This window comes from Streptococcus toyakuensis (genome assembly GCF_024346585.1).
GTDB classification, from domain to species: Bacteria; Bacillota; Bacilli; order Lactobacillales; family Streptococcaceae; genus Streptococcus; species Streptococcus toyakuensis.
In genome coordinates this window covers 528,069-546,536 of sequence record NZ_AP024523.1, presented here as the reverse complement: position 1 = coordinate 546,536, position 18,468 = coordinate 528,069, and the positions used below count along the sequence as shown (strand labels likewise).

Here is an 18,468-nt window from a genome sequence, read left to right as displayed (position 1 = left end):
CCTCCTATAAATAGAAACCGATATAAATCAATGCCTCCCACCTTTAGACTTTCCTAACTCCTTTCTTAGTCTAAGCATTTTTTTGAAACAGAAATAAGTTAACCTATTCAGACCAATAGCTAGCAGAATAAAAAGAAACCAAATGCCCCATAACTTGATATCTGTCACATTTCTCAAGACGATATTGAAAAACAGAACTGAAATAACTGTCCAAGCAAGGCTAAAAAGAGCATAGAGGGGGATGTAAAACCAGTAAAAATAGTAAAAAATTGGGAAAAATTTACTATCTCTATTAGCCTTGTCAATCCAGCTGAAAAAGTAAAACCAGGGAAATAAGATTATCAATTTAAACAAATGTTTCATCACCAGCCCCCTCCGTTTGATAGCGTTTTCTTCAACTTCATTCTATCAAAAAAATCTGGAAATGTCATTCCAGATTCTACTTTTTTATTTACGTTTTCTTGCGATGAGATGGATTGGTGTTCCCTCAAAAACAAAGGCCTTGCGGATTTGATTTTCCAAGAAACGCAGGTAAGAAAAGTGCATGAGTTCTTCTTCGTTGACAAAGATGACAAAGGTCGGTGGTTTGGTTGCCACTTGAGTCGCATAGAAAATCTTAAGACGTTTTCCTTTGTCTGTCGGTGTTGGGTTGATGGCAATGGCATCCATGATTGCATCGTTCAAGACAGCTGATGGAATCCGTGTGTTTTGACTTTCGCTGATTTGCTTGATCATCTCAGGAAGTTTGTGGAGACGTTGCTTGGTCAAAGCAGATACAAAGATAATCGGTGCGTAAGGCAGGTATTGGAACTGCTCACGGATATCTTCTTCCCAGTTTTTCATAGTATGGTTGTCTTTTTCAAGCGTATCCCACTTGTTGACCACGATAATCATTCCTTTACCAGCTTCATGGGCAAATCCTGCGATACGCTTGTCGTATTCACGGATGCCTTCTTCCGCATTGATGACCATCAAGACCACATCTGAACGGTCAATAGCACGCATGGCACGCATGACAGAGTATTTCTCTGTATTTTCATAAACCTTACCAGACTTACGCATACCAGCCGTATCAATCATGGTAAACTCTTGACCATCTGTATCTGTAAAGTGTGTATCAATGGCGTCACGAGTTGTTCCAGCAACGGGACTAGCAATGACACGGTCTTCGCCCAAGATAGCATTAATCAAGCTTGATTTTCCAACGTTTGGACGACCAATCAAACTAAACTTAATGACATCTGGATTTTCTTCTTCATATTCATTTGGAAGATTTTCTACGATGGCATCTAGCACATCCCCTGTACCGATACCATGGACAGATGAGATAGGCAGGGGTTCACCCAAACCGAGGGCATAGAAATCATAGATATCATTTCGCATTTCAGGGTTGTCCACCTTGTTGACTGCGAGGATAACTGGTTTATGGGTCTTATAAAGCTTACGGGCTACGTATTCGTCCGCATCGGTAATTCCTTCCTTACCGGACACGACAAAGACGATAACATCAGCTTCTTCCATGGCAATTTCTGCCTGGTGCTTGATTTGTTCCATGAAAGGAGCATCGACATCATCGATTCCTCCTGTATCAATCATGCTAAAGGAACGATTGAGCCACTCACCCGTTGCATAGATACGGTCACGTGTCACTCCTTCGACATCTTCTACAATGGAGATTCGCTCACCAGCGATCCGATTAAATAGGGTTGATTTCCCAACATTGGGACGTCCTACAATGGCAATAGTTGGTAGGGCCATAATTTCTCACTTTCTACAATAACTTCTTCTGTTCAAGATTTTTTCTAGTTGAGCTTGGTTCAGCTTGACCAAACTGTTCTGCTAGACGTTGACTCCAGCTTGTAGTCGCACGCGCCCCAGCATAGTCCGCCTGTACACGGTCATAAGACTCAATCACATCAACTGTTTGTTCCTGATATTCTTCCTCAAAAACCACCTGATGCAATGGCAAGCGAGGTTTGACTTCATGTTCTTGATTTGGCACACCTAGTGCCATCCCAAAGACAGGATAGGTGTAGTCAGGCAGGTTAAAGAGCTCTGCCACTTCTTCTGACTTGTATCGAACTAAACCGATAATCACACCACCATAGCCCAAGCTTTCAGCTGCCAGCAGGGCATTTTGACCAGCAAGAGCCGCATCGACTGAACTAATCAAGAGACCTTCTACACCTTGGGGTTGGAAGTTGTCAGTATGAAGCTGGGCTCCCTTTTCCGCTCGGTTCAAATCTCCGACAAAGAGAAGGAAAACAGCTGACTGGCGAATGGCTTCTTGAGGCACCAATTCATACAAGGCATCTTTCTTTTCTTGACTTCGGACTACAATCATAGAGTAGGATTGAAAATTCTTCCAAGACGATGCCATTTGGGCTGCTGTCAGGATTTCAGTCAAGTCTTCCTGAGGAAAGGCTTGCTCCTTAAATCTGCGCACTGAAGTGTGAGCCTTCATCAGTTTAATCATTTCTGTCATCGACGGTTTACTCCTTCTAAACGAGTCTCCTCAGCCAAATAACGGATACGTTCCATGACCCGTCTGGCTTCCCAGGTCTCGTCATTTCCATGCTTCCCTTTAGCGAAATGCAGCTCCAAATCTTCAAAGTTGAAGTTGGAGGTGAAAAAGGTCGGTAAATTTTCCTGCATCCGATATTGGAGAATGACCTGCAGGATTTCATCCCGCACCCAAGCTGTTGATTGCTCGGCACCAATATCATCTAAAATCAGGACTTCAGACAATTTAATCTCATCTACCAAGGTCTTGACATTACCATCACCGATAGCATTTTTGACATCAATGACAAAGCTAGGATAGTGGAGGAGAGTTGATGAAACACCACGTTTTTCTGATAAATCATGAGCCAAGGCAGCCACCATGAAACTTTTGCCCACACCAAAGTCTCCATACAAGTAAAGACCTTTTCGAATAGCTGGATATTGTTCCACGAAGGCTAATAGCTTTTCAAAAACTGGCAAGCGCCCCAAATCATCCAAATCTACTTGAGCTAAACTAGCTTTCTTAAGACTGGCTGGCAGATTGATTAACTTGAGACGGTTCTTAATAGCCGCTTCTTTTTCAGCCGCGATTAGTTCTGGAGTTTCTTCATAAGAAACGTCCGCATAACCATGATTCATAACCAAAATCGGCTTGTAGCCTTTGGCAATATAATCCGTATCCCCACGTAGAAACTTGTCACGCTCGGTAATGTACTGGTTAAATTTGGAGATACTGCGATTCAATTCCTCTGGGCTGAGGGATTCTTGCTGGATAAAGGCCGCAACATCAGGGTCCTTCATGATTTTCTGGACCAAATCTTGATAATGAAAACGGCTAGGTTGACGCTTGAGTACGTCTCCGACACTTTCCATCTAATCTCCTCCTTTTTCTAATCGAGCTAATAGTTCTTGTTTCTTACGTTCTAGTTCCAGACGAGTTTCCTCGCTGGTTTCATTCTTATAATCTGGATTGCTCCACTTGGGTACATTGGACTTAGCAGGACCGGGTTTACTGCCTTTTTGAGCCTGACTCTTCTGCCCACGCTCACGGATTCGCATGACTGCTTCTTCTGCCGAATGAATCTTTTGATAGGCATAGTCATTGGCTACTTTCATGGCATATTTCTCATTGATATTTGCCGAATCCACCTTATTAAAGGTCAACAAGAGAATGATATTGATGACTTCGTCCAGCAAGCCCAAACCAGCCATCTGTTGCAAGAGTTCTCTTTCTGTTTGGGTAATGGTCCCCTTGCGTGTTTGCTTGATTTCTGCCAAGAACTGCAGGGCAGTTTTACTTTTGGCTTCTTTGATAATGGTTGCTTCCTTAGGATTAAAGTCAGAAGAAATCGGTTTTTGAGCGATTTTTTCCCGCATGCGTTTGGTTGAAATAACCTGGGAAACAGCTGTTGACTTGGCCAATTGATAGGTCTCAAACCAAGTCCATTTCTTCTCCTCGGCGATGGCAAAGAGGTTTAAGACATCGGACTGCTCATCCGCAAAGCGAAGCCCATCTCGAGCCATCAGCTGACGAAAATGGTCCAAGTCAAAATCGTTGGCCACTTTCTTCTTGAGACCAAGGTCTTCTTGACTTCCTAGTTCTGCCAAATCTGGAAAGACTTGATTGAGTGAGACGGGTATTACTTCACCGTCAGCACTTTCAACCTTCAAATCCTCCACCGCTGCATCGCCAATCTTTTTCTCCAAAAGTCTGCGATAAACAGGATGTTCTAAGAAGTCCTGACTAGATAGAGGAGCATGGAGGGCTAGCTGATAGGTATCCCCTTTTTGATAGAGTGTTAAGAGATTGAAAGCGGATAGGATTTTCAAAGATTTTATCAATCTATCCATTCCAAAGTTAAGATGGTTGAGAATGTTTGAAAAGAGGTGTTCCTTTCTGCCATTATCCCAAAAACTGATGGTATAAAGATAAAGGCTCAGTGCCTCCTGACCGATAATCGGGAGGTAGCACTGTACCAGAGATAAGGTATCTTGCGACACCCGATTATTCTTTAGATAAGAAAAACGGTCAATTGGCTTCATTTATCTTTCCTTTTTCTTTTTAGAGGACTGGGTGATTTGTTGGAGCAAGCTCTCTAACTCACTCACATCCTTAAAACTACGATAGACACTGGCAAAACGTACATAGGTAATCTCATCCAACTCAGCCAACTCCTCCATGACGAGTGAACCAATGTCCTCACTTTGAATTTCATTTTCATTTCGACCACGGAGTTTCTGTTCGATACGATTGACTACCATGTTGATTTCATCACTTGACACAGGACGTTTCTGGGCTGAGCGGATAATCCCATTAAAGATTTTATCTCTAGAGAATTGTTCCCGTGTGCCATCTTTTTTAACAACCACTAAGGTTCTTTCTTCTACTCGTTCGTAGGTTGTAAAACGGTGCTGGCATTCATCGCACTCACGTCTTCTACGAATGGTGTTCCCTTCTTCTGCTTGGCGACTATCGATAACACTTGACTTGGTAGCCCCACATTTTGGACAACGCATCCTTTCCCTCCTTATCGTTTTCTTTTCATTATACCATTTTTTAAACGATTCCCAAAACAATTCTTCTTTTTGCTTGACAAGTTTTTTGTTTTGTTGTATTATTTAATTAAGACAAAAGGATAAAAGAAAGGAGACCAAGATGTCCTGGACATTTGACAACAAAAAAACCATTTATTTACAGATCATGGAGAAAATCAAGCTTCAGATTGTTTCCCATACACTGGAACCCAATCAACAACTTCCAACCGTGAGAGAGCTAGCTAGCGAGGCTGGTGTCAATCCAAACACCATCCAAAGAGCCTTGTCAGACCTTGAACGAGAAGGATTTGTCTACAGCAAGCGCACAACTGGACGATTTGTGACTGAAGATAAGGAGCTGATCGCCCAATCGCGCAAACAATTATCAGAAGAAGAATTGGAACACTTCGTTTCCTCCATGACCCATTTTGGCTATGAAAAAGAAGAACTACCAGGCGTAGTCGGCGATTATATTAAAGGAGTTTAAGCCTATGTCATTACTAGCATTTGAAAATGTATCCAAATCTTATGGAGCAACACCAGCCCTTGAAAATGTTTCCCTTGACATCCCAGCTGGAAAAATTGTTGGTCTTCTTGGGCCAAACGGCTCAGGAAAAACAACCCTGATTAAACTAATCAATGGTCTCTTACAACCAGATCAAGGACGTGTCCTCATCAACGACATGGACCCAAGTCCAGCAACCAAGGCCATCGTAGCTTATTTGCCGGATACGACCTATCTCAATGAGCAAATGAAGGTCAAAGAAGCCCTAACCTACTTCAAGACCTTCTATAAAGATTTCAATCTTGAACGTGCCCATCATCTACTTGCAGACCTAGGTATTGATGAAAATAGTCGTCTCAAGAAATTATCAAAAGGGAATAAGGAAAAGGTACAACTGATTTTGGTTATGAGCCGTGATGCTCGTCTCTACGTTCTAGACGAACCCATTGGTGGGGTGGATCCAGCAGCCCGTGATTATATCCTCAATACCATTATCAATAACTACTCCCCAACTTCTACCGTTTTGATTTCTACTCACTTGATTTCTGATATCGAGCCAATCTTGGATGAAATTGTCTTCCTCAAAGATGGAAAAGTCGTCCGTCAAGGAAATGTAGATGACATTCGCTATGAGTCAGGTGAATCCATTGACCAACTCTTCCGTCAGGAATTTAAGGCCTAAGCAAAGGAGATTATTATGTTTTGGAATTTAGTTCGCTACGAATTTAAAAATGTTAACAAGTGGTATTTAGCCCTCTATGCAGCCGTGCTAGTCCTTTCAGTCCCCCTAGGAATGCAAGGACACTACTATTCTTATATATCTTTCAAAGATAGCCAACCTTTCCTATTTATCTTTCTGGCTCTCGTCTTTGGCGGCTTGATAATTACACTTTGGATTTCAACCATTTTCTTGATTATCAAACGCTTCAAAGGTAGTGTCTATGATCGCCAAGGCTATCTGACTTTGACCTTGCCAGTTTCTGAGCACTATATCATCACAGCTAAATTAGTCGGAGCCTTCATCTGGTCTATACTTAGCTCGGCTGTACTGGCTCTAAGTGCTTTTCTTATTGTGACTATAACGGTTCCAGATTGGATGTCACATTATGACTGGTTTCCACTTGTAGAAACATACCTTCCTAAACTCTCTCTTGTGGGGTTATCCTTCCTACTAAATACTATTTCTGGAATCCTCTGCATTTACTTGGCCATTTCCATTGGACAACTGTTCAATGAATACCGTACCGCACTTGCTGTTGCAGCCTACATTGGTATCCAAATCGTCATAGGATTTATTGGAGTTTTCTTCAATACCAGTACTAACTTCTATGTCAATTCACTTGCAGGATTTAATGATAATTTCTATATGGGAGCAAGTACATCCATTATCGAGGAACTCATTTTCATAGCTATCTACTACCTCGGAATCTACTATATCTTGAAAAACAAGGTTAATTTGCAATAGTTTCATAATCAAAAAGGATAACATCTATTTAAGAAAAACACAGAAAATCAAATTAATAAAAAATTGATTTTCTGTGTTTTTTAGATTATTGCTAACTAATTTTGGTTTTAGCCAACGCCAATAACAATTATTGACTCTAGAATACATAGAACCAGGGTTACAATCATCTTTTTATTCATATAAACAACCTCACTTTCTTTTTTTATATATGATATAATATTTTGAAAACATACTAAAAAATTCCCATATAAGCAATTGAGGTAACACAAATGAAAAATTACGGAAAAATTTTTAAACAATTTAGAGAATCACGTGGATTAACATTAAAAGATGTTGCAAAACATGGTCTATCCACATCACATATTTCTAGATTTGAAAGAGAAAATTCTGATCTGACGATTGGTAAATTTATGCAAGCATTAGATGCTATTAATATGCCTGTCGAAGAATTTATGTATGCTGCAAATGACTTTCATAGGGATGAAATAAATGAATTATTAGAGCAAATTCGACTTCTAAGCTCTAAAAGAGATATTTCAGGAATGGAAAAACTGCTTATTTCTCAACTTGAAAAGACTACAAAAAGAGAGAAATTCTATACTCTGAATACCATTCTAGTTAAAATTCGCTTACAAGATTTGTCAGAAAAAATCTATTACCATGAATCTGATATTAAATATCTATCTGACTATCTTTTTTCTGTGGAATACTGGGGATGCTATGAATTACTTTTGTTTATGAATACTCTAGATGTATTATCTCACCCTACTATGATGTGCTTATCAAGAGAAATGTGTCAACGTTCCGAATTCTACAGAGATTTACCACATTATCGTAGATTGCTTGCTACCATGTTACTAAATGGATATATCACGTGTATAGAAAGAGAGGAATTTTTAGATTCTTTATATTTTAAAAAGCAACTAAAACATTGTTATTTCACAGAAACTGAGATATATGAAAAATTAGTTTTTCACTATGCCGAAAACTTATACACTTTAAAAAAAAGACAAAAATAAACGTTCTGTTTTAGAAATGAGAAAGTGCATAGCAACGATGAAGTTAGTCCACAGCGATAGCTTAGCAAAAAAATTTGAAAAACATTTAGCAAAGGTAATAGAAGAACTGAAATAATTTTCTTATATGGGAAAATTTTTAATTATTATTTCAAAAAGAGTATCATTAAATCATCAAATTAAAGAGGTGAAAATATGAGAACAGTGCAAATTATTGACCTTGAAGATCTATTAGATACAGATCAAACTTACTCCGTACCAGGTCATTGTGGTCCAAGCCATTCTTGTGGTGGCGGACGATAGTTTTCTATGAGACGAGTTCTCACTCGTCTCCTTTATTTTATAATGGTGATATTATGCTAAAAAAATATATACTAACATTGGGGATTATTATTTCGATAGTGAGAAATTCACATTATCTACTTCTTCAGCAGAGGGAACTACCTCCTATAAGCCCCCCCTACATCCCCAAAAATGTTTTACAAAAAATTGTTATTAACATATCTAACAGTTGCAATTTATCCTGTTCTTACTGTTATGCGGATGGTGGAAATTACGGCATGGATAATAAAATCATGACTCTAGATACTGCTGATAATATTATTAACGAAGTCAAATTTAGAGGTATAACACAAATTAATAGACTTATCCTATTTGGTGGAGAACCTTTTCTTAATACTCAATTATTCGAATACATTATTAAAGAATTTTCCAAATTTACAACTATACTTAAAATAGAAACCGTGACTAACGGAACAGTACTAAATAATAATGTTAAAAAAATAATAGATAATTTCCAACCATATCTAACTATTAGTCTAGATGGTCCAGAATTTATACATGATAAATTAAGAGGTAAAGGTAGCCATCGTAAAACTACTAAATTTATCCACTATTTAAAAACTATAAACTACACTAATTTTGAAATTGCTTCAACATACACTAGACTACATCAATTACATTCTCTAAGTAGAGATGATATTTTCCAATATTTTACAAATATGGATGTACACTTTAACATCAATGACGTATTTAGTAAAAATAAGGTGCTTGTGGTTAAAGAAATGGAAAAAAGCTTAGTAGATAGGAAAAAATTCATTACTGATTCTATAAATAATATTGTTGAAAATAATGAAAAAGCTTTTATAAGTCCCATCTTATATGATGTTTTAATTTCTATGATTTATAAGAGTACTAATCATACATTCTGCGACGATATAGATCCTTCAAATACCATAACTTTTGATGTTGATGGTAGCAAAAAATTGTGTTTTAGATTTTGGGGAACTCATAATAGCTCTAAAGCAGAGCTATTTAATAATAAAGAATACTTCCAACAATGTAAAGATTGTTGGTGTAAAGGTATGTGTCTTGAATGCGTTGCCAATATCATTGATGGTTATTCTTCAGTAATTAACGAAGATGGACAATTTATAGAATGTCATAAGCCTGAATTAATGGAATATTGTATTAAAGAAATTATTTATCTTTCACAAGATCAATCCAAAATATCTAAACTCGTTAATAATTTCAAAAGGTTTATCCGCTATGCTTAAAAATTTCTTTTCCAAGAAGCACCTCGTACTTTACTTCTTTTCTATTGCCATTACTTGGCTGGAAGCAATTATCACGCCAGCCCTTGTTCAGAATATTGTTGCTAGTTTTACCAATCAAGAACTAGGCCTTCTTTGGAAAGTTTTGATTTTAGGAATCCTTGGTAATCTTATCCTCTTACTAGGCTTGGCTGGGAAACGCTATTACTACGCCCGTTTGATTACTGATTTCAAATATGGAATCAAGAGTGCTATTTTCAAGCGATTTTTAAACAGTTATGAGATTGATGAAAAGGATATTTTGTCTGACCTAGAAAACGACGTCAAGCAACTAGAAGAAAGCTATATTGAGCCAACGGTCATCATCATTTCTTCTCTGGGCTTTACAACTGTGTCCATCCTCTATGCCCTGTGGAGTAATTTTTACCTGGGCTTGATTTTCATTCTCTTCTACTCCTTTCCAGTCCTCTGCAGTGCTATCGGATCAAAACGTTTGGACTCACTTTCTGAAAAGCGGTCAACTGTTAACCAGAGCTACTTAGCAAGCTTGACAAATTTTATTGGCGGTAGCCAACAAATTCGCCATTATCAGGGGCAAGACTACTTTTTTGCTCGCTATCAAAAGCAATTACAAACCAGTCTAGATGCCGAAATCAACTATGAAAAACAACGAACCTTAAACAGTCTCTTTATCAATAGCATCGATGCCTTTTGTTCTGTCACACCAATCGTCATCGGTGGCTTTATGACCTACTATAATTATTTAGATGCGGCGAGTTTTGTGGCCATCTATCTAGTTTCCCATAATATCGGCTATCAATTCCAAGAGTTGGCTTACTTTACCAACACCCGAAAAGCGACTCGAACTCTTCTCAAGAAATACCAAAAACTTCTAGTCCAGTCTGACTCCTTCTCGCCTAGAAGCATAGAAAATATTTTCCCTATCCAACTTAACAGCATCTCCCTAGAAAAAGAGGGAAATATCCTCCTGTCTCCGATTTCCATGCACATCAAGCATGGAGAAAAAATTGCCATTATTGGGGAAAGTGGCTCTGGTAAGACAACCCTGCTCAATATCATTCATGGAGAAGAGACACCAACAAGTGGTCAGATTAGCTTTGCTGGTCAAAATCTGTCACGGAAAGAAATCACAAGTATTAGTTCCTATATTCTCCAAGATAGCCATTACTTTGATACGCTCTCTCTGGACGACAATATCCTTCTAGGACTGGATAAAAATCCAGAGACTTTAAATCATATCCTCAAAAAAACAGGATTAGAACATTTGAAAAATAGAATGCTCAGTAATGATAGTCTGTCTGGTGGTGAGAAACAACGCCTCGAAATTGCTCGCGCCCTCTACCACGATAGCCAACTCATCTTAGCAGATGAGATTAAGGCCAATCTTGACTTGGAAAATAGCAGAAAGATTAGTGACTTGCTCTTCTCCCTACCTCAGACAGTCATTGAAGTCATTCACCACTACACGGAAGAAGACTTAAAACACTATGACCAAGTCATTCATTTAAGCAAAGAAAAGTAATAGTCTATAACATACGATTTTAAAAAGCAAGGAACCCGAATTGAACTGCACCCCAAAAGTTAGACAGAAAAAATCTAACTTTTGGGGTATTTTTATTATGAAATTAACTTATGATGATAAAGTTCAGATCTATGAACTTAGAAAACAAGGATATAGCTTAGAGAAGCTTTCAAATAAATTTGGGATAAACAATTCTAATATTAGGTACATGATTAAATTGATTGATCGTTATGGAATAGAGTTCGTCAAAAAAGAAAAAAATCGTTACTATTCTCCTGAATTAAAACAAGAAATGATTGATAAAGTTCTACATGAAAACTGGTCTCAAGATAGAGTTTCTCTCGAATATGCTCTCCCAAATCGTGGTATGCTTCCAAATTGGATGGCACAATACAAGAAAAACGGGTATACTATTGTTGAGAAAACAAAAGGGAGACCATCTAAAATGGGACGTAAACCAAAGAAGAAACCCGAAGAGATGACAGAGTTAGAACGACTTCAAGCAGAAAACGAGTATCTGAGAGCGGAGAATGCTGTCCTAAAAAAGTTGAGAGAACTCCGCTTGAAGGAGGAAAAAGAGAAAGAAGAAAGACAGAAATTGTTCAAGAATTAATCACTGATTTTTCGTTAGATATTCTTCTAAAAACCATTAAACTCGCTCGTTCGACCTACTACTATCATTTGAAACAGCTAGACAAACCAGATAAGGATCAAAAGCTTAAAGCTGAAATTCAAGCTATTTTTACCGAACAAAAAGGAAATTACGGATATCGTCGAATCCATTTAGAATTAAGAAATCGTGGTTATGTGGTCAATCATAAAAGAGTTCAACGCTTGATGAAAGTGCTCAATTTACAAGCTAGAATCCGCAAGAAACGCAAGTATTCTTCTCATAAAGGAGATGTTGGCAAGAAAGCAGACAACCTTATTCAACGCCAATTTGAAGCAGCTAAACCAATGGAAAAGTGTTATACGGACGTGACAGAATTTGCCATTCCAGCAAGCGCTCAAAAGCTTTACTTATCACCAGTTTTAGATGGCTTTAATAGCGAAATTATCGCCTATAATCTTTCAACTTCACCCAACTTAGAACAAGTAAAAACAATGTTGGAACAAGCATTCACAGAGAAGCGCTACGAGAATACGATTCTCCATAGTGACCAAGGCTGGCAATATCAACACGATTCTTATCATCAGTTTCTAGAGGGTAAGGGAATTCAAGCATCCATGTCACGTAAAGGTAACAGCCCAGACAACGGCATGATGGAATCTTTCTTTGGCATTCTGAAATCGGAGATGTTTTATGGTTATGAGAAGTCATTTCAGTCGCTTAAGCAATTGGAACAAGCCATTGTAGACTATATTGATTACTACAACAATAAACGAATTAAGGTAAAACTAAAAGGACTTAGCCCTGTGCAATACAGAACTAAATCCTTTGGATAAATTAATTGTCTAACTTTTTGGGGTCAGTACATTCAGCTGTTGCTTTTTATACTCAATGAAAATCAAAGAACAAACTAGGAAACTAGCCGCAGGTTGCTCAAAACACTGTTTTGAGGTTGTGGATAGAACTGACGAAGTCAGCTCAAAATACTGTTTTGAGGTTGCAGATGGAAGTTGACGCGGTTTGAAGAGATTTTCGAAGAGTATTAACTCAATATCAAACTGGCTACAATAGGACTGACAAAGACATAGAGAATACCTGTGACACCGATAGCCAAACCACCCATAGCTCCTGCTACAGAGCCGTATCGAAAGGCTGTGCCTGTTCCGACTGCATGGCCTGTTCCTCCAAGGGAAAGACCAACAGCTACTGGATCGTCAATTTTCAACCACTTCAAAAGGGTTGGTCCGATGACACTGGTTAAAATCCCAGTCGCCACTACTACCACCAAGGTCACAGTCGTCAAACCTTGCAATTTTTCTGTAATTCCCACTGCCATAGCGGTTGTTACTGACTTAGGAAAGAGAGAAATGGCTAGGAAAAAGTCCATGCCAAAAATCTTAGCTACAAGGGCCGTGAAAGAGGTATTGACAACTACTGCTAACAGACTACCAAAGAGAATACTTCGTGCATGGTGCTTCATCAAATGAAAACTCTTATAAAGCGGAATCCCTAGAGCAACAGTCGATGGGACAATCAAGTTGTTCAAATAAACCCCACCTTGGTAGTAATCTTGGTAAGAAATACCTGTCACTTTTAGAAAGATGATAATAAAGATGGCTGACAAAAGCAAGGGCGTTGTCAATGGATGGGGAAAACGTCTGTAAATCAGCATTCCCATTAGATAAGCTAGGATAGACAGGGCAAGCCCAAACAGGGGATTGGAAACAAATTCACTCATTTGGCATCTCCTTTCTCATAATCTCCCTCAAACCGTCTCTTGATAAACTGAACTACCAAGGCTATGAGGATAATATTGATGACTGCTGCAAAAAAGACAATCAAAACAATGGGCAAAAGATAGGGAGCAATCACATCAAACTTCTCCATGATTCCCACTGCTGGCGGCAAAAAGAGAATGGTCATATTGGCCAGCAAGAAATTCCCCACCATGTTAACATGCCTAGTTCTCAGCCACTTGAATTGTAGGGCTAAAAAGAGAATAATTAACCCGATAATACTGCCTGGGATGGGCAAATGAAAGAAACTAGAGATCCCCTCTCCGATTAGAGAAATCACAAAGAGAATCATTAATTGAACATATAATTTCATCCTAAACTCCACGAAATAGACTTCTTGCATACCAGTTTACTCTTTTTTCAGAAAATTTCAAGGAAATACGCAAAAATTAATAAAAATAGGGAGAAAAGCGAATACAGACAATTAAAGACTTGTGAAAACAGGCATGATTTAGGATAAAAGATGCCAGCATCCTTCTTGCCAGCTCTTTTGAAAAGTAGTATAATTATTGCATGCGCAATCATCTTGTGATGCAGAGACTGTCCGTGAATGGACCTTCTTCTATTTATAACTCTAAAAAGAAAGGAGATACTATGACCTATTTGGAAAAATGGTTTGACTTCAATCGGCGTCAAAAAGAAATTGAAAGTCTCTTGGAAGAGACTATTGCCCAGCAGAGCGAGCAAAGTCTAACCTTGAAAGAGTTCTACCTCCTCTACTACCTGGACTTGGCCCAAGAAAAATCTCTACGCCAGATTGACCTACCAGATAAGCTTCATCTGAGCCCGAGCGCTGTTTCTCGGATGGTGGCTCGCTTGGAAGCTAAAAATTGCGGTCTGCTTAGTCGCATGTGTTGTGATCAAGATAGACGCTCTAGCTTTATCTGCCTGACAAGTGATGGGCAAAAAACACTAGCCACACTACAAAAGGCTGTCGAAGAAAGCTTGGAAACTGGTTTGGATTTCTTGATTTAAGATGATTTTTTTAAAAAAAGTTGCGTGCGCAATCATTTTTCTTGACATTCTATTTTACAAGGAGTAAAATAAAGTCATCATTAAACAAAGGAGTTTTTAAAATGATTGAAATTACCTATCTAGATGCCAGCAAGAACGAAAGAACTGTAACGTTCGAATCTTATGAAGACTTTGATCGTTCACAACAAGCTTGTCTTATCGGCGTCGCAGACTACTACCCTGTTCAAAAATTGACTTACAACGGTCATGATTTGGACTACCATGGAACTTACGGAGATATCTTCTTCTATCTCAAGAAACAAGATTTAAGCCAATATAACTAAAAAAGGAGAAATACAATGGCAAAAGCAATTACAGATGCAACATTCGAACAAGAAACAAAAGACGGTTTGGTCTTGGTAGACTTCTGGGCAACTTGGTGTGGTCCATGTCGTATGCAAGGTCCAATCTTGGACAAATTATCTGAAGAACTTTCAGAAGATGTCTTGAAAATCGTTAAAATGGACGTTGATGAAAATCCAAACACAGCTCGTGCTTTTGGAATCATGTCTATCCCAACCCTTCTCTTCAAAAAAGACGGCCAAGTAGTCAAACAAGTTGCTGGTGTTCACACAGCAGAACAAATCAAGGCCATTGTTGCTGAATTGAGCTAATCACATTAGAGACCAAGTACTTGCTCTGGTCTCTTTTTTCTTGCCCTTTGCCATTTTTCAAAAAATATGCTAGACTGTATGTAGAATATTACGATGTTTGGGACATGCCATCGCTAAAAAAAACCTCTACTTGGTATTTTTTAGCTCCCTCAAGGGAGCTTTTTGCGTGCTCTGAACATTTCTCATTTCGGAAGGAGTACTATGAAACGTCAATCAGCCTTGGTCGTCTTTAGTGGCGGTCAAGATTCTACAACCTGCCTCTTTTGGGCTAAAGAACACTATGAAACGGTCGAAGCCGTCACCTTTGCCTACGGCCAACGCCATCATCTCGAAATTCAAGTCGCTAGAGAAATCGCCAAGGAACAGGGGATTCGTCATCATATCCTAGATATGTCTCTGCTGGGGCAAATCACTGAAAATGCCTTGACTTCTGATCTGGAGATTGAGCAAAAAGAGGGAGAGGTTCCCAATACCTTTGTTGACGGTCGCAACCACCTCTTTCTATCCTTTGCGGCAGTTCTTGCCAAACAACGGGGCATGAAAGATATCGTGACAGGTGTCTGCGAAACAGACTTCTCAGGCTACCCTGATTGTCGGGATGTCTTTGTCAAATCTCTTAATGTTACCCTCAACCTTGCTATGGAATACGACTTTGTTATCCAAACACCTCTCATGTGGCTAGACAAGGCTGAAACTTGGGAATTAGCCGACCAACTCGGTGCCTTTGACTATGTTCGTGAAAAGACCTTAACCTGCTACAACGGAATTATCGGGAGTGGCTGTGGAGATTGCCCAGCCTGCCACCTACGTCAGCATGGTCTAGATGTTTATCTCTCACAGAAAGGAGAGGCCTAATGTTTTTTGCACCTAAAGAAATCAAACAGGAAACTGGGGAGTCGCTTGTCTACAATCCTCACAGAACCTTGGTATCAAAAGAGTTTACTTTCGACGCTGCCCACCACCTCTTTCACTATGAGGGAAAATGCAAATCCCTGCACGGCCACACCTATCATTTGCAGATTGCTGTCAGTGGATTTTTAGATGAACGTGGCATGACCTACGATTTTGGAGACATCAAAGCTATATACAAGAACTACTTAGAGCCCCACTTGGATCATCGCTATCTAAACGAAACTCTTCCCTATATGAACACGACTGCTGAAAATATGGTTTACTGGATTTTCCAAACCATGAATCAAGAGTTGCCCGACGAACGCGGTCTTCGTTTGGAATACGTTCGCCTCTATGAAACTCCGACTTCCTTTGCGGAGTTTAGACGGGAGTGGTTAGATGACTAGGGAACGTGTCCTCAAACTACCAGTTCTGGAAATTTTCGGCCCAACCTTTCAAGGCGAAGGCCGTGCAATCGGGCAGAAAACCATGTTTGTCCGCACTGCTGGTTGCGACTACCACTGCGACTGGTGCGATTCTGCCTTTACTTGGGATGGCTCTGAAAAGCCAACTCGTATGACTGCTGACGAGGTCATTGCTGCCTTGGATAAATTGGGGAGCTACGACTATGTAACCCTATCTGGGGGCAATCCTGCTATCCTAGCAGCCAATATGGCTGAACTGGTCACCAAGCTCAAGGAACGCGGTGTCACTCTGGCTGTTGAAACTCAAGGCTCTCGCTGGCAAAATTGGTTGAAAGATATCGACCAGGTCACTCTCAGTCCCAAACCTCCTTCATCCAAGATGGAAGTCAACTTCGAGACCTTGGACTTTATCGTTTCCCAACTGGATCCAGACAAGGTCACCTTTAAAATCCCTGTCTTTGATGATGCAGATTTAGCTTTTGCTAAAGGCATACAAGAACGCTACCAACCAGATGTCCTTTTCTTATCTGCAGGAAATCCTGAGCCCAAGGTCACAGGCAATATTATCCAAGACCAACTGGACCGTCTCAAAGAACTCTGGGAACGCATCGCTGCCGACGATAGCTGGGGCAATGTCCGCGTCCTTCCTCAACTCCATACCCTCCTCTACGATAACCAACGTGGTGTTTAAAATTAGAAAGAAAAAATCATGTCACAACAAGAAGAAATGAAAAACCTAAGCCTACTAGGCAACAAAGAAACCAACTACATTTTCGAATATCAACCAGAAGTCCTGGAATCCTTTGACAATCGTCATGTGGAAAATGACTATTTCATCAAATTTAACTGTCCTGAATTTACCTCACTTTGCCCTATTACCGCTCAGCCAGACTTTGCGACCATTTATATTTCCTACATTCCTGACAAGTTCTGTGTCGAGTCAAAATCCCTCAAACTCTACCTCTTTAGTTACCGAAATCATGGAGATTTCCACGAAAACTGTATCAACACCATCGGGAAAGACTTGGTTAACTTGCTAGACCCTCGCTATTTAGAGGTTTGGGGAAAATTTACACCTCGCGGTGGAATTTCAATCGACCCTTACTACAACTACGGTAGACCTGGAACCAAGTATGAGGGCTTGGCAGAACAACGCCTCTTCCAACACGACCTCTACCCAGAGAAGATTGACAACCGTTAAACTCAAACGAAAAAGCCCTGTTCCTCGAGATGAGGAGCAAGGCTTTTTGAGTTTCAATTATTCTTCTGTTCCAAGGAAGTTTTTCGCAACGAGGGCTGCAAGAACTCCACCAGCGATTGGTGCAAGGATGAAAATCCAAACTTGTTGAAGGGCTGCACCACCTACCAAAACAGCTGGTGCCAAGCTACGGGCTGGATTTACTGAAAGCCCAGTAATATTCAAGCCCACAAGGATCAAGGCTGTCAATGACAAACCAATCACCAAACCAGCGATCGCGCCATTTCCCTTGCTTTCTGAAGTCACGGTCATGATAACCAAGACAAACAAGAAAGTTGCGATGACTTCAAACAAGAAACCATCAAAGACAGTGACACCGTTTGCCAAGGCATTTTCACCAAGACTAGCAGTTGACATGCCTGAGTTAGCCAAGAGGAAGAAGACAGAAGCAGATGCTAAGAAAGCTCCAACAACTTGTCCAAGGATGTAATTGACAAGTTCTGAAGATGACAAGCGTTTGTTTACAAACATAGCGATTGAAACAGCTGGATTCAAGTGAGCACCTGAAACAGTTCCGATTGAGTAAGCTGCAACAACAATTGCCAAACCAAAGGCAAAGGCGATTCCAAGGTGACCAAGACCATCAAGACCATTTCCAAAAACAACAGCTCCTGTCCCAACGAACACAAGCATGAAAGTACCGATTAACTCAGCAACAAATTTTTTTATTTTCTTTCTCCTTTTTTCAAAAACTAGGTACTAGTCTATCAAAAGAGGGAAAGGGTTTCAAGAAAATTG

General features: G+C 39.7%; 24 protein-coding genes and 1 pseudogene. 16 read left to right on the top strand and 9 right to left on the bottom strand.

All coding sequences use genetic code 11. The annotated features are described in order from the left end of the window. Positions 1–27: 27 nt before the first annotated feature. The 6 genes from STYK_RS02995 to nrdR form a co-directional block, all read right to left on the bottom strand. Complete coding sequence (locus STYK_RS02995) at positions 28–363, bottom strand: hypothetical protein (protein WP_261805202.1); 336 nt, start codon at positions 361–363, stop codon at positions 28–30. A gap of 84 nt (positions 364–447) precedes the next feature. Further along, entirely contained in the window at positions 448–1,758 is a 1,311-nt protein-coding gene (gene der / locus STYK_RS02990; RefSeq protein WP_261805201.1) for a ribosome biogenesis GTPase Der, read from the bottom strand. A 13-nt stretch (positions 1,759–1,771) separates the two neighbouring features. Beyond that, positions 1,772–2,485: an NADPH-dependent oxidoreductase gene (locus STYK_RS02985; protein WP_261805200.1), complete on the bottom strand. Its 714-nt coding sequence runs from the start codon at positions 2,483–2,485 to the stop codon at positions 1,772–1,774. Beyond that, positions 2,482–3,378: a primosomal protein DnaI gene (gene dnaI, locus STYK_RS02980; RefSeq protein ID WP_261805199.1), complete on the bottom strand. Its 897-nt coding sequence runs from the start codon at positions 3,376–3,378 to the stop codon at positions 2,482–2,484. Before dnaI ends, STYK_RS02985 begins: the two co-directional genes overlap by 4 nt. Then, on the bottom strand, positions 3,379–4,548 hold the full coding sequence (locus tag STYK_RS02975) for a replication initiation and membrane attachment family protein (RefSeq protein ID WP_261805198.1): 1,170 nt from the start codon (positions 4,546–4,548) through the stop codon (positions 3,379–3,381). After that, positions 4,549–5,022, bottom strand: coding sequence for a transcriptional regulator NrdR (gene nrdR / locus STYK_RS02970; RefSeq protein WP_001203672.1), 474 nt, complete (start codon positions 5,020–5,022; stop codon positions 4,549–4,551). It abuts the gene before it with no gap. Positions 5,023–5,161: 139 nt separating this feature from the next. Here nrdR and STYK_RS02965 point away from each other — a divergent pair, with 139 nt between their 5' ends. The 9 genes and pseudogenes from STYK_RS02965 to STYK_RS02930 all read left to right on the top strand — a co-directional run bounded on the left by STYK_RS02965 (position 5,162) and on the right by STYK_RS02930 (position 12,746). Next, a complete protein-coding gene (locus tag STYK_RS02965) occupies positions 5,162–5,527 on the top strand; it encodes a GntR family transcriptional regulator (RefSeq protein ID WP_061425668.1) in 366 nt (121 codons plus the stop codon). A 4-nt stretch (positions 5,528–5,531) separates the two neighbouring features. Further along, positions 5,532–6,227 (top strand): ABC transporter ATP-binding protein, encoded by a 696-nt coding sequence (locus tag STYK_RS02960; protein ID WP_004256110.1) that lies wholly within the window; start codon positions 5,532–5,534, stop codon positions 6,225–6,227. Positions 6,228–6,242: 15 nt separating this feature from the next. After that, positions 6,243–7,010, top strand: coding sequence for a hypothetical protein (locus STYK_RS02955; protein ID WP_049535005.1), 768 nt, complete (start codon positions 6,243–6,245; stop codon positions 7,008–7,010). A gap of 269 nt (positions 7,011–7,279) precedes the next feature. Beyond that, positions 7,280–8,144 (top strand): annotated as a pseudogene (locus STYK_RS02950) (Rgg/GadR/MutR family transcriptional regulator). Between the two features lie 77 nt (positions 8,145–8,221). After that, positions 8,222–8,329 (top strand): streptosactin, encoded by a 108-nt coding sequence (gggA, locus tag STYK_RS10320; RefSeq protein ID WP_447466043.1) that lies wholly within the window; start codon positions 8,222–8,224, stop codon positions 8,327–8,329. Positions 8,330–8,382: 53 nt separating this feature from the next. Beyond that, positions 8,383–9,582, top strand: a complete 1,200-nt coding sequence (gene gggB, locus STYK_RS02945) for a streptosactin maturase GggB (RefSeq protein ID WP_261805197.1) — start codon at positions 8,383–8,385, stop codon at positions 9,580–9,582. Further along, positions 9,575–11,122 carry a streptosactin export ABC transporter GggC gene (gggC, locus tag STYK_RS02940; protein WP_261805196.1) on the top strand — a complete coding sequence of 516 codons (1,548 nt, stop codon included), beginning with the start codon at positions 9,575–9,577 and terminating at the stop codon, positions 11,120–11,122. Before gggB ends, gggC begins: the two co-directional genes overlap by 8 nt. A 97-nt stretch (positions 11,123–11,219) precedes the next feature. Next, a protein-coding gene (locus tag STYK_RS02935) for an IS3 family transposase (protein ID WP_261804648.1) occupies positions 11,220–12,568 on the top strand; the annotation gives its coding sequence in 2 pieces (ribosomal slippage) (positions 11,220–11,661 and positions 11,661–12,568; 1,350 coding nt in all). Between the two features lie 55 nt (positions 12,569–12,623). Next, positions 12,624–12,746, top strand: a complete 123-nt coding sequence (locus STYK_RS02930) for a chlorohydrolase (protein ID WP_164925512.1) — start codon at positions 12,624–12,626, stop codon at positions 12,744–12,746. 28 nt (positions 12,747–12,774) lie between these two features. Here the strand turns inward: STYK_RS02930 and STYK_RS02925 are convergent, their stop codons facing one another. Beyond that, positions 12,775–13,470, bottom strand: a complete 696-nt coding sequence (locus STYK_RS02925; protein ID WP_261805195.1) for an LrgB family protein — start codon at positions 13,468–13,470, stop codon at positions 12,775–12,777. After that, positions 13,467–13,841 (bottom strand): CidA/LrgA family protein, encoded by a 375-nt coding sequence (locus STYK_RS02920; RefSeq protein ID WP_000781325.1) that lies wholly within the window; start codon positions 13,839–13,841, stop codon positions 13,467–13,469. The genes STYK_RS02925 and STYK_RS02920 overlap by 4 nt, the downstream gene beginning before the upstream one ends. 281 nt (positions 13,842–14,122) lie before the next feature. On the opposite strand from STYK_RS02920, the gene STYK_RS02915 reads away from it, so the two are divergent. From STYK_RS02915 to queF, 7 genes are all read left to right on the top strand, one after another. Then, entirely contained in the window at positions 14,123–14,503 is a 381-nt protein-coding gene (locus tag STYK_RS02915; RefSeq protein WP_042750621.1) for a MarR family winged helix-turn-helix transcriptional regulator, read from the top strand. Positions 14,504–14,604: 101 nt separating this feature from the next. After that, a complete protein-coding gene (locus STYK_RS02910; protein ID WP_000570255.1) occupies positions 14,605–14,826 on the top strand; it encodes a DUF4649 family protein in 222 nt (73 codons plus the stop codon). A gap of 15 nt (positions 14,827–14,841) precedes the next feature. Continuing rightward, complete coding sequence (trxA, locus tag STYK_RS02905) at positions 14,842–15,156, top strand: thioredoxin (RefSeq protein ID WP_001029581.1); 315 nt, start codon at positions 14,842–14,844, stop codon at positions 15,154–15,156. 201 nt (positions 15,157–15,357) lie between these two features. Then, the gene (gene queC, locus STYK_RS02900; protein WP_124787224.1) at positions 15,358–16,011 is read left to right on the top strand and encodes a 7-cyano-7-deazaguanine synthase QueC; all 654 of its coding nucleotides are present in this window, start codon (positions 15,358–15,360) and stop codon (positions 16,009–16,011) included. Continuing rightward, positions 16,011–16,454 (top strand): 6-carboxytetrahydropterin synthase QueD, encoded by a 444-nt coding sequence (queD, locus tag STYK_RS02895; RefSeq protein ID WP_261026732.1) that lies wholly within the window; start codon positions 16,011–16,013, stop codon positions 16,452–16,454. The genes queC and queD overlap by 1 nt, the downstream gene beginning before the upstream one ends. After that, the gene (queE, locus tag STYK_RS02890) at positions 16,447–17,163 is read left to right on the top strand and encodes a 7-carboxy-7-deazaguanine synthase QueE (protein ID WP_261805194.1); all 717 of its coding nucleotides are present in this window, start codon (positions 16,447–16,449) and stop codon (positions 17,161–17,163) included. The genes queD and queE overlap by 8 nt, the downstream gene beginning before the upstream one ends. A gap of 18 nt (positions 17,164–17,181) precedes the next feature. Next, positions 17,182–17,673: a preQ(1) synthase gene (queF, locus tag STYK_RS02885; protein ID WP_084911471.1), complete on the top strand. Its 492-nt coding sequence runs from the start codon at positions 17,182–17,184 to the stop codon at positions 17,671–17,673. Between the two features lie 57 nt (positions 17,674–17,730). On the opposite strand, the gene STYK_RS02880 is transcribed toward queF, so the two are convergent. After that, a complete protein-coding gene (locus tag STYK_RS02880) occupies positions 17,731–18,399 on the bottom strand; it encodes an MIP/aquaporin family protein (protein ID WP_261805374.1) in 669 nt (222 codons plus the stop codon). Positions 18,400–18,468 lie beyond the last annotated feature (69 nt).

Coding starts and splice junctions, on each gene's coding strand:
- STYK_RS02955 (WP_049535005.1), top strand. CDS start 6,243: ATGTTTTGGAATTTAGTTCGCTACGAATTTAAAAATGTTAACAAGTGG.
- dnaI (WP_261805199.1), bottom strand. CDS start 3,378: ATGGAAAGTGTCGGAGACGTACTCAAGCGTCAACCTAGCCGTTTTCAT.
- STYK_RS02920 (WP_000781325.1), bottom strand. CDS start 13,841: ATGAAATTATATGTTCAATTAATGATTCTCTTTGTGATTTCTCTAATC.
- gggB (WP_261805197.1), top strand. CDS start 8,383: ATGCTAAAAAAATATATACTAACATTGGGGATTATTATTTCGATAGTG.
- STYK_RS02910 (WP_000570255.1), top strand. CDS start 14,605: ATGATTGAAATTACCTATCTAGATGCCAGCAAGAACGAAAGAACTGTA.
- queD (WP_261026732.1), top strand. CDS start 16,011: ATGTTTTTTGCACCTAAAGAAATCAAACAGGAAACTGGGGAGTCGCTT.
- nrdR (WP_001203672.1), bottom strand. CDS start 5,022: ATGCGTTGTCCAAAATGTGGGGCTACCAAGTCAAGTGTTATCGATAGT.
- queF (WP_084911471.1), top strand. CDS start 17,182: ATGTCACAACAAGAAGAAATGAAAAACCTAAGCCTACTAGGCAACAAA.
- STYK_RS02995 (WP_261805202.1), bottom strand. CDS start 363: ATGAAACATTTGTTTAAATTGATAATCTTATTTCCCTGGTTTTACTTT.
- gggA (WP_447466043.1), top strand. CDS start 8,222: ATGAGAACAGTGCAAATTATTGACCTTGAAGATCTATTAGATACAGAT.
- gggC (WP_261805196.1), top strand. CDS start 9,575: ATGCTTAAAAATTTCTTTTCCAAGAAGCACCTCGTACTTTACTTCTTT.
- STYK_RS02925 (WP_261805195.1), bottom strand. CDS start 13,470: ATGAGTGAATTTGTTTCCAATCCCCTGTTTGGGCTTGCCCTGTCTATC.
- trxA (WP_001029581.1), top strand. CDS start 14,842: ATGGCAAAAGCAATTACAGATGCAACATTCGAACAAGAAACAAAAGAC.
- der (WP_261805201.1), bottom strand. CDS start 1,758: ATGGCCCTACCAACTATTGCCATTGTAGGACGTCCCAATGTTGGGAAA.
- STYK_RS02965 (WP_061425668.1), top strand. CDS start 5,162: ATGTCCTGGACATTTGACAACAAAAAAACCATTTATTTACAGATCATG.
- STYK_RS02930 (WP_164925512.1), top strand. CDS start 12,624: ATGAAAATCAAAGAACAAACTAGGAAACTAGCCGCAGGTTGCTCAAAA.
- STYK_RS02975 (WP_261805198.1), bottom strand. CDS start 4,548: ATGAAGCCAATTGACCGTTTTTCTTATCTAAAGAATAATCGGGTGTCG.
- STYK_RS02985 (WP_261805200.1), bottom strand. CDS start 2,485: ATGACAGAAATGATTAAACTGATGAAGGCTCACACTTCAGTGCGCAGA.
- STYK_RS02915 (WP_042750621.1), top strand. CDS start 14,123: ATGACCTATTTGGAAAAATGGTTTGACTTCAATCGGCGTCAAAAAGAA.
- STYK_RS02960 (WP_004256110.1), top strand. CDS start 5,532: ATGTCATTACTAGCATTTGAAAATGTATCCAAATCTTATGGAGCAACA.
- queC (WP_124787224.1), top strand. CDS start 15,358: ATGAAACGTCAATCAGCCTTGGTCGTCTTTAGTGGCGGTCAAGATTCT.
- queE (WP_261805194.1), top strand. CDS start 16,447: ATGACTAGGGAACGTGTCCTCAAACTACCAGTTCTGGAAATTTTCGGC.